The organism is Streptomyces amritsarensis (assembly GCF_001953875.1).
GTDB classification, from domain to species: Bacteria; Actinomycetota; Actinomycetes; order Streptomycetales; family Streptomycetaceae; genus Streptomyces; species Streptomyces amritsarensis.
Genome location: NZ_MQUR01000011.1, coordinates 30863 through 42980 on the forward strand (window position 1 = coordinate 30863; position 12118 = coordinate 42980).

Genomic DNA, 12118 nt, shown 5'->3' on the forward strand with positions numbered 1-12118 from the left:
GGCGTGTGCCGGGGCACGGCGCCGGTGGCCCGCCGGCCGCCGGCACGGCCGCCGGGCCGGGGGCGTGACTCCGGGGGCGGCGCGGCCGGGACCTGGGCCGGTCAGGCAGGGGCGGGGGGCGACACCGCTGTGGTGTGCGCTCCCGCCCCGGGCACCCGGGGCGGGAGCGCCGGGCGTACGCTGTATGGCTGTCAGCCGCCCCTGCCGCTCCCCCGCGACGTCGCGGCGCTTCATGCCGCAGCACGTCAACCGGACTGGGGAGTCCCGCTTTGTTTGAGACTCTGGGGTCGCTGACCGCGAGCCCATGGATCTACGCCCTGGTGGCGGTGTCCATCCTGCTCGACGTCTTCCTTCCGGTGCTGCCGAGCGGAGTCCTGGTGATCACCGCCGCGGCGGCGGCCGCCGCCGCCGGAGCGGCGGGACCGGTGCAGGTTCCGGGGCCCGAGCAGGTACCGGACATCCTGCTGCTGCTGGTGATCGCGACGACGGCGTCGGTGCTGGGCGACATGGCCGCGTACCGGCTGGGCCGGCGCGGCGGAGCCCGGCTGGACCGGGCCATCGCCCGCTCCCGTCGGCTCACGCGTGCCCAGGAACGCCTGGGCACGGCCCTCGCGCGCGGTGGCGGCGCCCTCGTGGTGATCGCCCGCTTCGCGCCGGCGGGCCGCTCGGTGGTGTCCCTCGGCGCGGGCAAGACCCAGCGCAAGGTCGCGGAGTTCCTGCCCTGGTCGGTCCTGGCGGGCATGGCGTGGGCCGGCTACAGCGTGGCCCTCGGCTACTTCGGCACCCAGTGGCTGGGTACGCAGTGGCTCGGGACCGCGGTGTCGATCGTCGCCCTGTTCGCCGCGGGCGCCCTCGCGGCCTTCCTCGTACGCCGCCCGCCCTCGGCTCCGACCGCGACCCCCGCGGCGTAGGGGCGTCCGCGGGGTCAGGGGGCGGCGGGCCCTGCGGGCTCCCCCGGGCGGAGCAGTGCCTCACCCGTTCACCCGGCCCCGATCGCAGCCGGCGGGCATCGCTCCTAGCGTCCGGAGAACGGTGCGCAACCGAATCGGCGTCACATCCGTGGCCTGGCCGCGCCGTTTCGAGGAGCCGAGGAGTTCTCTCCATGCCCGCCACGCCGCTCGCCCAGCCGCCGGCCACCGCACCCCGCTCGCGGTCCGCCGCTCCGCGCCGTCTGATGACCGCCGCGGCCGCCACCCTCGTCATCGCCGCCGCCACACCCGCCACGCTCGCCCACGCCGCGTCGCCCTCTGCCGGCGTCTCGCCCACCACGGTCGCCCCGGGCGGCCGGGTCGCCCTGAACGTCGAGGGGTGCGGCACCAAGGTCGCCCGGGTCACGTCGACCGCGTTCAACGAGGTACGGCTCACCCCCGGGAATCTGGAGGCCACCAACCTGTTCGGCAGCGCCACCGTCTTCTCCAACGCCCTCCCCGGCGCGCACCGCGTCACCTTCGAGTGCGGCGGCCCGGGCGGCCAGAGCGTCACCGTCTCCCTCCAGGTCACCCCCGGCGCCGCGCGCGGCGGAACGGGCGGCAGCGTCGGCTCGATGAGCACGACCCAGATCGCCGTCGGCGCAGCCCTCGCCGTCACCGCGCTGGCCGGAGGGGTGTGGGTGCTGCGCCGGCGCGCGGCTGCGTAGGCCGGCCCCGGCCGGTCCTGGCCGGGGCGGGGGATCACGCGGAGGCGGTCTGCCCCCGTACGTGCACCCCGTCGAGCAGGGCCGCGGTGGCCTCGGCGACGGCGTCCACCGCCGCGTCGAAGACCTCGCGGTTGTGCGCGGCGGGCACCCGGAAGCCGGACACCTTCCGTACGTACTGCAAGGCGGCGGCCCGGATCTCCTCCTCGGTCGCCTTCTCGGGGATGGCGGGCGGACGCAGGGTCTTAATCGATCGGCACATGTCTCCACTATCCCGCTCACCGGGGCAGTTCGGCCCCGGAAAGCTTCATGATCAGACCGGCCTGGAGGCGGGCCCTCAGCTCCGGGTCGTCGACGGTTTCCAGCAGTCCGATGGCCTGCTGGGTGGTCTCGGCGGCCCGGCGGTCGTCGCGCAGTGCGGCGGTCTGGTCGGCCATGTGCTGGAGTGCGATGTCGGCCCGGCGGTGGAAGAGCTGCCCGATGAGGGTCGTGACCAGGCCCGTCGCGCTGGTGACGATGCCGAGGTACAGCTCCCCGCCGGTTTCGGCCTTCCGGACGGCGAGGCCGATGCCGAGGAGCAGGATCGCCGCGCCCGCGCCGGCGAAGCGCTGGCTCGTCCCGAAGCTGCTGCGCGCCTGCGTGAGCCCGTAGGCGTAGTACTCCACGAGGATCGGGGTGAAGTCGTCCCGCCGGTCGCCGAGTTCCGCCTGCGGGTGCGGGGTCCGGATGCCTCCGACGTCCTCGAACTTCCGGGGCCCGACGACGGCGGTGGCCGGTCCGGCGGTTTCGGTGCCGAGATGGGCGAGCAGCCGCTCCCGCTCCTCGTTCCTCCTGCGCTCGAAGCCGCCGCCGAGGGAGCGTTCCGTGATCGCCACTACCAGCACCGCCGCGACCACCGCCGCAGCCACCGCACCCCATGCGAGCCAGTCGCCCATCCTCCGACGATCCCATGCCGGGGTGCGGCGGCCAAGAGTGCGGAGCGGCGCTGATGCGGGCGCCCCCGCCCGCGCCTAGACTGGCGGCGTCATGAAGGTCACCGAGAGTAGGGAGACTGTCACCATGGCCAAGCGAGGCAACAAGAAGCGGGCCCGCAAGAAGAAGAAGGCCAACCACGGCAAGCGCCCCAACGCCTGAGCCGACCGAAAGACCTCCGGCCCCACGGGGCCGGAGGTCTTCGCATGTCGGACGCCTGCGCGACCGTCAGGTCGGGGTGTGACGCCCCGTCGGCCACCTGATCCGCCGCCGCGGCCGTCAGGCTCCGGTCTTCACTTCCCGCGCCCGGGCACGCGGGGTGTCACGGCCGGCCGAGCGCCCGATAAGTCCATCCGGCCTGACGCCACTGCGCGGGATCCAGCGCTCCACGGCCGTCGACGACACGTGGGACGGCGACCACATCGCGAAGCGACTGCGGATCCAGGTTGCGGAACTCCTCCCATTCCGTCAGCAGAAGGACGAGATGCGCTCCCTGCAGGGCGTCCTGCGGGCTCTGGGCATAGCCGAGGCTCGGGAAGGACTTGCGCGCGTTGTCCATGGCCTGGGGGTCGTAGACCGTGACGTCACCCCCCATCAGCTGGATGCGGCCTGCCACGTTGAGCGCCGGCGAGTCCCTCACGTCGTCGGAGTCGGGTTTGAACGCGGCCCCGAGCACGGCAATCCTGCGGCCCAGGAACTGCCCGCCGCACTGCTCCCGCGCCAGTTCGACGGTACGCGTACGGCGGCGCATGTTGATGGAGTCCACCTCTTGGAGGAAGGCGAGCTCCTGGTCGACACCGAGTTCTCCGGCCCGGGCCATGAATGCGCGAATGTCCTTGGGCAGGCAGCCGCCGCCGAATCCGACTCCTGGGCGCAGGAAGCGGCCGCCGATGCGTTCGTCGTGGGAGAGCGCCTCGGCAAGCGTGCCGACGTCGGCTCCGGCGGCCTCACAGACCTCTGCCATGGCGTTGATGAAGGAGATCTTGGTGGCCAGGAAGGCGTTGGCGGACGTCTTGACCAGTTCTGCGGTCGGGAAGTCGGTGACGACGACCGGGACCCCCTTGTCGGTCACCGGCCGATAGACCTCTTCGAGGGTCGTTCGTGACGTGTCGGAGCGGACACCGAAGACCAGCCGGTCGGGACTCAGGGTGTCTTCGATCGCGAAGCCTTCGCGTAGGAACTCGGGGTTCCAGGCCAGTTCGGCGAGTTCGCCGACCGGTGCGAGTTCAGACAGCCGATCGGCGAGGCGTGACGCCGTGCCCACCGGCACGGTCGACTTGCCCACCACCAGGCACGGCCGCCTGAGATGGGGCGCGAGTTGCTCGATCACCGCGTCGACCTGGTGCACGTCCGCGGCATAGCCGTTCTTGACCTGCGGTGTTCCGACGCAGGAGAAGTGCACGTCGCCGAATGCGGCCGCTTCCTCGTAGGACGTGGTGAACCGCAGGCGGCCGCCGGCCACATGCTTGGCGAGGAGAACCTCCAGACCGGGCTCGTAGAAGGGTGCCCGGCCGGCCTGTAGCGCCGCGACCTTCTCCGGGTCGACGTCGACCCCGAGTACCTCGTGCCCGATCTCGGCCATGCAGGCCGCGTGTGTGGCACCGAGGTAGCCGGTGCCTATTACTGTGACGCGGAAAGGCACGCCGCCCCCTCGGTCAGCCGCCCCGTGTGCGGTTGTTTCGCTGTTTGGATCAACACCTTAAACCCGCAAAAGACTCACGAATTCACCAGATGACCTACAGCGGCAACCCGGCAATGGTTGTATCGGATCGGGCATCTTTTCGACATCAGTCCCAGAACGATTCGGACTCACAGTCGAGACCATTGATACGTAATGACCGAATTGAGACAGTCCGGAGACTCGTAAGGTCCCCTAGCTTGATCGAGCCTTGAGAGTTTGCTCGACAGAGCCGTCACGTTCTCTTCACTCGCTCTACACAGACGGGACATGTGGCCGTCGCGCGCGCCCTGCGCCTGATGGCCCGGTTCCGGGGATGGCACATGCTCGCGTTCCTGCTTGAGATCAGAGAATGGTGGAATCACGGGAGTGTCTACCCGTTCGCCGTTTTCATGACCATGATCTGGGCACTCTGGGTGCTTCGTATCCTGCTGGCCCGCCGCTACAAGCCCTGGACCCGGGCCTATCACGCCTCCACCTCCGTCATCATCCCGGTGGTCGACGAGCCGGAGGACCTGTTCCGGTCCGTTCTCCGGCGCATCATCGACCAGCAGCCGACGGAGATCATCGTGGTGATCAACGGTCGGCGGAATCCCGAGTTGGAACGGATCTGCAACGACGTCGGCGTGATGTGGCTCTGGACCGAGATCCCCGGCAAGCGCAATGCCCTGCGCGTCGGCCTGGAACACGCCACGGGTGAGATCGCGGTGCTCGTCGACTCGGACACCATCTGGACCAAGGACACCCTGACCGAGCTGATCAAGCCGTTCCGCAACCGCCGCGTCGGCGGCGTCACCACCCGCCAGCGCATCCTGGACCCCGGCCGTTCCGTCCTGACACGCTGGGCGGACTGGCTGGAGAGCGTCCGGTGCCAGTACTCGATGCCCGCCATGAGCGTCGTGGGCACCGTCGGCTGCCTGCCCGGCCGCACCATCGCGTTCCGCAAGCACATACTCGACACGTGCATGGAGGACTTCCTCAACGAGAAGTTCCTGGGAGTCTTCCTCGAGGTGAGCGACGACCGGACCCTGACGAACTACACGCTCAAGGCCGGCTACAAGTGCGTCTACCAGTCCACGTCTCTCGTGTACACCGACGCACCCCTGGAACTGAAGAAGCTGGCGAAGCAGCAGTACCGCTGGGCGCGCGGTTCGCAGTACAACACGATGCGCATGTTCTGGTGGATGCTCCGCCACGCCAAGATCCTCTGGCTCTTCTACATGGCCGACATCCTCGTCCCGTTCGTGCTGCTCGGCACGTTCGCGTCGTGGGGCGTCTCCGCCTTCCAGCGCGACAAGCCCGGCATCTACAACGAGCTGCCGCTACCCGAGGTGACCTGGCACGCCCTGGTCTTCATACTGGCGCTCGCGGCCGTCATGTCCATCCTCTCCATGGCGGTCAGGTTCGGCAGGCACTTCGCCTACCGCCCTCAGGACATGCTCTTCCTCCCGGTCTTCATGCTGATCAACACGCTCCTCCTGCTGCCCGTACGACTGCTGGGGTTCTTCCGTATGGCGCACAACGCCAGCTGGGGCACGCGCGCCGACAGCTTCGCCGGTGAGCGAACCCGCAGCCCCCTGGTCGTCATCCCCTACCTCCTCGGCGGAGCCCTGCTGTTCGGATCGGTGATGATGAGTGTCTAGGGCCAGGGTCAGCAGTCGGCGCCGCAGGCGCCTGCGCTGGTGGAACCGCGGTACCGGCATCCGGCTTCGCCTGTGGATGGCGTTCAACCTGGTGCTGCTCTGCGGGCTCAGCTACGGCGTCTACCTGCTGGTGCAGTCCAACGCGACGCCCGCCTTCGCGGGTTTCGGACAGCAGGAGAACAAGCCGGGCCTCACCGAACGACTCAAGCCGGGCTCCGTCGACAAACCGATACCGACGCGCGCGGACTTCCTCGCGCCGAAGGGCAAGCACTTCGGCGTCAGCACCTTCGAGGCACCGTGGTCCACCTCGGAGCTCGACAAGGTGGCCACCGCAGCCGGCACCCGCCCCACCATGGTCGAGTACTTCGTCAAGTGGACGGAGGACTTCAGGCCCGAGGCGGTCGACGCCTCCTACCGGCAGGGCATGCTGCCCGTGCTCTCCTGGGAGCCCTGGGCGGGCCCCAAGGCGGGGACGGACCAGCCCGCGTACTCCCTCGCGTCCATCGCGGCGGGCAAGCACGATGCGTACATCAGCCGTTTCGCCCAAGGTGTCAGTGATCACAAGTGGCCCGTCGCCCTGCGCTTCGCCCATGAGATGAACGGCAACTGGTATCCCTGGTCCGAACAGCGCAGCGGCAACAAGCCGGGCGACTACGTCAAGGCGTGGCAGCACATCCACGGGCTCTTCAAGGCGGCCGGGGCGGAGAACGTCATCTGGGTGTGGAGCCCGAACATCCTGCGCCCCGTACCGAAGGTGGGCCTCCAGGCCCTGTACCCCGGTAAGGAGTACGTCGACTGGGTCGGTCTCGTCGGCTACGCGGCAGAGGAGACCAATGCGGCCCAGGTGTTCGATCCCACCCTGGAAGCCCTGCGCAGGTTCGCCGCCCACCCGGTGCTCATCACCGAGACCGGGGCCCGGCCGGGCCCCCTCAAGGCCGCCTGGACCGCCGACTTCTTCACCTGGCTCGACAAGGTGCCGGACGTCATCGGGTTCATCTGGTTCGAGCGCAGTGAGAGCGAAGGCGGCGGCGCCGACTGGCGCTTCACCACCGACCCGGCGACGACCCAGTCCTTCAGGACGGGACTCAGCGGAATCGACCTCGTGTCGGCCGCCGGGCAGTCCGGCTGACTCGTTCCCCGCCGGCCCGGGAGGGTGCCGAACCCCTGGCGGGTGCCCGGCCGTTCGCCGTGCTGCTCGGCGACAACCTGATCGACGCGCCCTCCCGGCGCGTCGGCGGACGTGCTGCCGTAGGCCCGCAAGAGGCCGGCGACCACGGTGACGTCCCGTACGTGACCTGTGCCGGTCAGCTGAATCTCTCCGCCCGGCGCACGGTGCGCGGCGCAGGATGCCCCGTTACACGGGGGGCGGGAGGACGCGGCGGTCGGACCGGCAACCGCGGACGGCCTCGGACCTCGGACCCGTGCGCTCCGGGCACACAGACCTGACGCTCAGCCCGACGCCATCGGTTCGCCGCTCGGAGCGTCCGCAAGCTCCAGGCCGGCGAGCCCGCCGCGGAAGGCGTTCTGCGTCTCGGCGGTCTCCGCGAACCGCCAGTCCTGCTTGCCCCCCTGCTCGATGTTCCGTTCGAACCACACGAAGCCGATCACGTCGGGGCGCCCCCGCAGCCAGGTGAAGAAGTCCGCGATCCACAGGGCCTTGTCGTCACCGGGCCGAGCGCCGGTCTCCGCGATCAGGACAGGCCTCCCGGTGAACGCCTGTATCTCATTCAGAGCCGGTTCGAAGACGTCGGCGGCGCGCGTCTCGTGCTTGCTGTAGCCGCTCAGGCCGATGATGTCGACGTACCTGTCGCCCGGGTACAGCGGCTGCAGGCGGACCTTCTCCACCGTCCGCAGAATGTTCGGGCTCCACTGCCAGGCCACGTTGCGCACGCCGACCTCGGTGAAGATGTCGTGGACGTGGCGCCAGGCCTCCACGTACTCGCCGGCGCTGTTGCCGTTGCGCCGCTCCGCCCACGGGAACCACGTGCCGTTCATCTCGTGCGCGAACCGCAGTATCACCGGCCGGCCGTGTGCCTTCACGTGGTGGGCGAACCGCCTGATGTAGGCGTCGTGGCGGCCGTTGGAGATCTCCGCCAGCGCGTACTGCGGCTGCTCGGTCCCGGCCGCCACCGAACCCCAGGGCTCCCACGTCAGCAGCGGGACAGCGCCTTGCTGGTACGTCGCGTCGACGGCCTCCGGGCGGTAGTCCTCGGTCCACTTCGCGAAGTACTCCAGCAGGTTCGGCCGCCCGCCCGCCCGCTGCGCCACGTTGTCCGTCTCCTGGGGCGACCACGGCGTCTTGAGCGTGCTGACGCCGAAGTACTTGCCCCGCGCCGGGATCAGTCGCTGAGCCACAGGGGAGACGGCCGGCGCTGTCGGGCTGGGAGGGGTCGCGATCTGCTCCGGAGCACTTCCGCGCGCAACCGGGCTCTCCACCGGCCGTTCGGGGGCACCCGCGCCGGAACAGCCCGTCAGGACCGCCGACAGGGCCAGCAGCACCGCCGCAAACGCCCGGCGGCACGACCGGCCGGCCGCGGGGCCGGCGAAGTCGGCTTGATCGCAGGTGGACACACGAGAAACCTACCTGGTAGGCGCAGAGCTTCGACCGGCGAGGCCACCGACCGTCCGGCAGCACCATGCCGGGCTCCCGTACGGGGTCGTTCCACCGTCTGCGCATCCCGTTCCGGCACGTCACCGGCATCCGGCGCAGCGGCTGCCAACACCTCGGCAGGATCTCCCCTTTGGCCCGCGGGGTAGTGGCAGATCGACGTGATGGTCGCTGACCTCGATATGGCTGAGGCCCAGGTGCTCGCCATCGGCGCGACGCTGCTGGACGGTTCGGACAAGCCGATCGGCGAAAGCGCCTCGGACTGGTCGCTGACCTGGGCACTATCCGGACGCTGAGGCAGCCTTCGTCGAACCACGCGCTCCGACCACGACGCACCTGTCCCGAAGTGGGACCACTGCACGGTTCGCGCCATGGTCGCTGGAGCTGAACTGCTCGCCAATGTTGTTCCACATGAAGGCGTCCTGCCAGCCCGGCTTCGCGGCAGCCCAGCCGAGCAGTGCCGTCAGGACCTTCTCCTGGGACACGGTCATGGTCTGGAAGTGCTGCTCCGCCATGCCGTCCCGGTATTCGAGCTGGTAGGTGTTGTTCTCGCGCAGCAGGACCTGGATGTACCAGTCGCCGGGCCGCTCCCCCTCCACCCGCTCGACGACCATGTGGGCGTTGCCCTGCCGCAGGTTGGCCAGCATCGTTCCGATGGCGGGCTTGGTGGCGCGCTTCACCACGTGGCCACGCTCGTTGGTCGCGATCAGCATGGCTGGATCATCCAGCACGAGGCTGACACCGCCCTGGGAGGGCCTGACCAGGGCGGTCAAGGTTCTGCGACGCGGGGCAAAACCGTCCGCCGGGAGAAGACCCCCTACCGCCCCACAACGAATTGCAAGGTCAAAGAACAAGTTCAGGACCAGGTCCGTCCCCCGGGATGGAAAAAACGGGCTCCCGGAGGTTCTCCGGAAGCCCGTTCATCAAGAAATGCCTGGTCAAGCATGGTGGGCGCGGACGGTTTCGAACCGCCGACATCTGCTTTGTAAGAGCAGCGCTCTACCCCTGAGCTACGCACCCGTGGATGAGTGGACAGCCTACATGGCGGGCGCACCCCCCACGCAAACCGGTTCCCGTGGGAGAGAATGGACCGGGGCATGGCGGACACGTACGGGAGAGGGACTGTGACGACGGCATCCCGGCGGTGGTTCGGTGGGCGGGACGAGAGTCGGCGGGCGGATGCGCAGGCGGCCAAGGACGCCGCCGCGGCCGCGTTCTACGAGCTGGACACGGCGCAGCGGGATCTGCGGATCTCGATCGAGACTATCGCCGCGGCGGACGGGTCGCCCGCGGCGCGGCAGGCGACCGAGGGGTTCGCCGCGCTCGGGCAGCGCATCGACCAGGTCAGCCACGTCTACATCGAGGCGGTCGACGCGCACGACCTGGACCGGGCCGAGTTGGAGGCCTCGGTGGCCACGCGCGCGCGGGACGAGCTGACGCGCGCCCGCGACGAACTCGTGCGGGTCAAGGGGGAGCTGGACCGGTTCGCGCAGAGCCTGCAGCCGTTGTTGGACAAGGCCGAGACGCAGCTCGCGCGGGTCGCGCCGGCCCGGGAGCGGGCCCGGGCCGCGCTGATCGGGGCCAGTGACGCGTTGGACGCCGTGCGGGCCAAGGGGATGCGGGCCGACGACCTGGCGGCACGACTGGCGGCGCTGGGGCCGGAACTGACCAAGCTGAACCAGGGCGCGGCCCGGCACGGGGTGCAGGAGACGGTGCAGCGTGCCGACCGGATCCTGCGCGACGCGGAGGCCATACGGGTCGAGGCGGCGCGGCTGCCCGAGCGGGCGGCGGAGATCGACCGGCGGCTGGTGAGCCTGCGGACGCGGGCGCAGGCGTTGCGCAATCGGGCGGACCGGGTGGATCCGGTGCTGAGCGAGCTGCGGCGGCGGTTCAGTGCGGCGTGCTGGCAGGACCTCCAGCACGTGCCGGACGAGGCGGTGCGGGACGTGTCGCGGGCCGAGGAGCGGCTGCGGGAGGCGGGCGTGGCCCGGGACGAGCAGCGCTGGGCCGATGTCGGGGCGCTGATCGAGGCGGTCCGTGGTGCGCTGGACGCGACGGACGAGGCGGTGTCGGCGGCGCAGGACCGGCTGACGCGGCTGGAGGCGGTGGCGCGGGACCCGCAGGCGGAGGTGGAGCGGACCCGGTTCGCGATCCGGGACGCGCAGCGGCTGGCAATGGCGGGCCGCACCGTGCCGGATCCGCGGCATGCGCGGCCGCTGGACGAGGCGGTGGCGCGGGTGGGCCGGGCCTTGGAAGGGCTGGAGGGCCGCCACCCGGACTATTGGGCGTTCCTCCAGGAGATGGAGGCCGTACGGGTGTCCGTGAACCGCGTGGTGGCCGGGATCCGGGAAGAGCTCGGCCACGGTTAGACCGCCTCCGCTGCCCCGGCCCCCGCCGCCTCGGCCTCTGTGGCCGCCCATCGCCGCCCGCCCCTCGCCCGTCGTCGTCCGTCGTCGCTGGTTGTCGTGGGGCGTTCGGCGACGGATGCTGGAGGGTACGGGACGGAGCAGAGGAGGCCTCCATGGCTGCCCACACCTTCCACAAGCGGCGTGCGTCCCAGGTGCCCCCGGTGTCCCACGCCCCGTATGCGCCGCATGCGGCGTACGGGTGCACCGAGCCTCATGAGCACTACGCGCCGTACGTGGCCCACGAGCCCTACGAGCCCCGTGAGCCGCGGGACCCGCACCCGGTGGCGCGGCGCGTGCAGCGCGCCCTGCATCCGGTCAATGCCCGGCTCGACGAGCACCTGCCCACCGACCACAAGCTCAGCCAGGTGTACCGCGTCGGGGCGGGGCTGACCGGGGTGCTGCTGGTGGTCTTCGGGATCCTGGGTCTGGTCGACCGGATCGGGTTCTTCGACACGGGTGGCGACACGGTGCTCGCGCTGAACACCAACGGTGCGCTGAGCGTCCTGTCGATCTGCATCGGGGGCCTGCTCATCGTCGGGATGGTGGTGGGCGGGACCTTCGCCTCGACGCTGAACATCGTGCTGGGCGTGTTGTTCATCGCCAGCGGGTTCGTGAACCTCGCGCTGCTGGACACGGGGCTGAACTTCCTGGCCTTCAAGATCCAGAACGTGCTGTTCAGCTTCGTCGTCGGCGTGATGCTGATGTGGTTCGGGATGTACGGGCGGGTGGGCAGCGCGCTGCCGCACGACAATCCGTACTGGCGGGCCCGCCACCCCGAGCAGGCGGCCCGGGAGGACCGGGCACGGCTGGCGCGGGCGCGGCTCGCGCGACCCGACACCGTCTAGGAGGTCCGGGAGTCGTAGCGCGCAGGCGGCGGGCGCGCTTAGCCTGTGCGCATGCCTCGTTACGAATTCCGCTGCCGGACCTGCGACGACACCTTTGAGGTCAGCCGCCCCATGGCCGAGTCCTCCGCCCCCGCCGACTGCCCGGCCGGGCACGCCGACACCGTCAAGCTGCTGTCCGCCGTCGCCGTGGGCGGGTCGAGCAGCGCCCCCGCGGCCGCGCGTCCCATGGGCGGCGGCGGGGGCTGCTGCGGTGGTGGCGGCTGCGGCTGACACCTGCGGCCACGGCTACGGCTACGGCTACGGCTACGGCTACGGCTGGACAGGCTGCAGC

General features: G+C 70.4%; 14 protein-coding genes and 1 tRNA gene. 9 read left to right on the plus strand and 6 right to left on the minus strand.

Annotated elements, in window-relative coordinates; all coding sequences use genetic code 11:
• The first annotated feature begins 269 nt into the window (after positions 1-269).
• Together AVW11_RS07450 and AVW11_RS07455 are read left to right on the plus strand one after the other, a co-directional pair.
• Entirely contained in the window at positions 270-911 is a 642-nt protein-coding gene (locus AVW11_RS07450; protein ID WP_030841304.1) for a DedA family protein, read from the plus strand.
• A 191-nt stretch (positions 912-1102) separates the two neighbouring features.
• Complete coding sequence (locus AVW11_RS07455; protein ID WP_234330902.1) at positions 1103-1636, plus strand: hypothetical protein; 534 nt, start codon at positions 1103-1105, stop codon at positions 1634-1636.
• Positions 1637-1670: 34 nt separating this feature from the next.
• Here the strand turns inward: AVW11_RS07455 and AVW11_RS07460 are convergent, their stop codons facing one another.
• Together AVW11_RS07460 and AVW11_RS07465 are read right to left on the minus strand one after the other, a co-directional pair.
• Entirely contained in the window at positions 1671-1895 is a 225-nt protein-coding gene (locus AVW11_RS07460; protein WP_030841298.1) for a DUF2277 domain-containing protein, read from the minus strand.
• A gap of 16 nt (positions 1896-1911) precedes the next feature.
• Positions 1912-2568, minus strand: a complete 657-nt coding sequence (locus AVW11_RS07465; protein ID WP_240528141.1) for a TRADD-N-associated membrane domain-containing protein — start codon at positions 2566-2568, stop codon at positions 1912-1914.
• A gap of 124 nt (positions 2569-2692) precedes the next feature.
• Here AVW11_RS07465 and AVW11_RS39210 point away from each other — a divergent pair, with 124 nt between their 5' ends.
• Complete coding sequence (locus AVW11_RS39210; protein ID WP_099895366.1) at positions 2693-2767, plus strand: 50S ribosomal protein bL37; 75 nt, start codon at positions 2693-2695, stop codon at positions 2765-2767.
• Between the two features lie 160 nt (positions 2768-2927).
• On the opposite strand, the gene AVW11_RS07470 is transcribed toward AVW11_RS39210, so the two are convergent.
• Positions 2928-4247: a UDP-glucose dehydrogenase family protein gene (locus AVW11_RS07470; protein ID WP_076043573.1), complete on the minus strand. Its 1320-nt coding sequence runs from the start codon at positions 4245-4247 to the stop codon at positions 2928-2930.
• A gap of 434 nt (positions 4248-4681) precedes the next feature.
• Between AVW11_RS07470 and AVW11_RS07475 the strand changes: the two genes are divergently transcribed.
• Positions 4682-5926, plus strand: coding sequence for a glycosyltransferase family 2 protein (locus AVW11_RS07475; RefSeq protein WP_240528142.1), 1245 nt, complete (start codon positions 4682-4684; stop codon positions 5924-5926).
• Between the two features lie 76 nt (positions 5927-6002).
• On the plus strand, positions 6003-7055 hold the full coding sequence (locus AVW11_RS36415) for a glycoside hydrolase family 26 protein (protein ID WP_051699580.1): 1053 nt from the start codon (positions 6003-6005) through the stop codon (positions 7053-7055).
• Between the two features lie 320 nt (positions 7056-7375).
• Here the strand turns inward: AVW11_RS36415 and AVW11_RS07485 are convergent, their stop codons facing one another.
• On the minus strand, positions 7376-8281 hold the full coding sequence (locus AVW11_RS07485) for a glycoside hydrolase family 26 protein (RefSeq protein ID WP_240528143.1): 906 nt from the start codon (positions 8279-8281) through the stop codon (positions 7376-7378).
• A gap of 417 nt (positions 8282-8698) precedes the next feature.
• On the opposite strand from AVW11_RS07485, the gene AVW11_RS38920 reads away from it, so the two are divergent.
• On the plus strand, positions 8699-8830 hold the full coding sequence (locus tag AVW11_RS38920; protein ID WP_263973227.1) for a hypothetical protein: 132 nt from the start codon (positions 8699-8701) through the stop codon (positions 8828-8830).
• Here AVW11_RS38920 and AVW11_RS38005 read toward each other — a convergent pair.
• Positions 8816-9247, minus strand: a complete 432-nt coding sequence (locus AVW11_RS38005) for a hypothetical protein (protein WP_063898487.1) — start codon at positions 9245-9247, stop codon at positions 8816-8818. The genes AVW11_RS38920 and AVW11_RS38005 overlap by 15 nt on opposite strands.
• Before the next feature lie 232 nt (positions 9248-9479).
• Positions 9480-9554, minus strand: a tRNA-Val gene (locus AVW11_RS07495).
• A gap of 65 nt (positions 9555-9619) precedes the next feature.
• Between AVW11_RS07495 and AVW11_RS07500 the strand changes: the two genes are divergently transcribed.
• The 3 genes from AVW11_RS07500 (at position 9620) to AVW11_RS07510 (ending at position 12057) form a co-directional block, all read left to right on the plus strand.
• Complete coding sequence (locus tag AVW11_RS07500) at positions 9620-10903, plus strand: hypothetical protein (protein ID WP_060178116.1); 1284 nt, start codon at positions 9620-9622, stop codon at positions 10901-10903.
• Between the two features lie 152 nt (positions 10904-11055).
• Positions 11056-11787: a DUF4383 domain-containing protein gene (locus tag AVW11_RS07505; RefSeq protein ID WP_234330898.1), complete on the plus strand. Its 732-nt coding sequence runs from the start codon at positions 11056-11058 to the stop codon at positions 11785-11787.
• 51 nt (positions 11788-11838) lie between these two features.
• Complete coding sequence (locus AVW11_RS07510) at positions 11839-12057, plus strand: FmdB family zinc ribbon protein (RefSeq protein WP_030841271.1); 219 nt, start codon at positions 11839-11841, stop codon at positions 12055-12057.
• Positions 12058-12118: the final 61 nt, after the last annotated feature.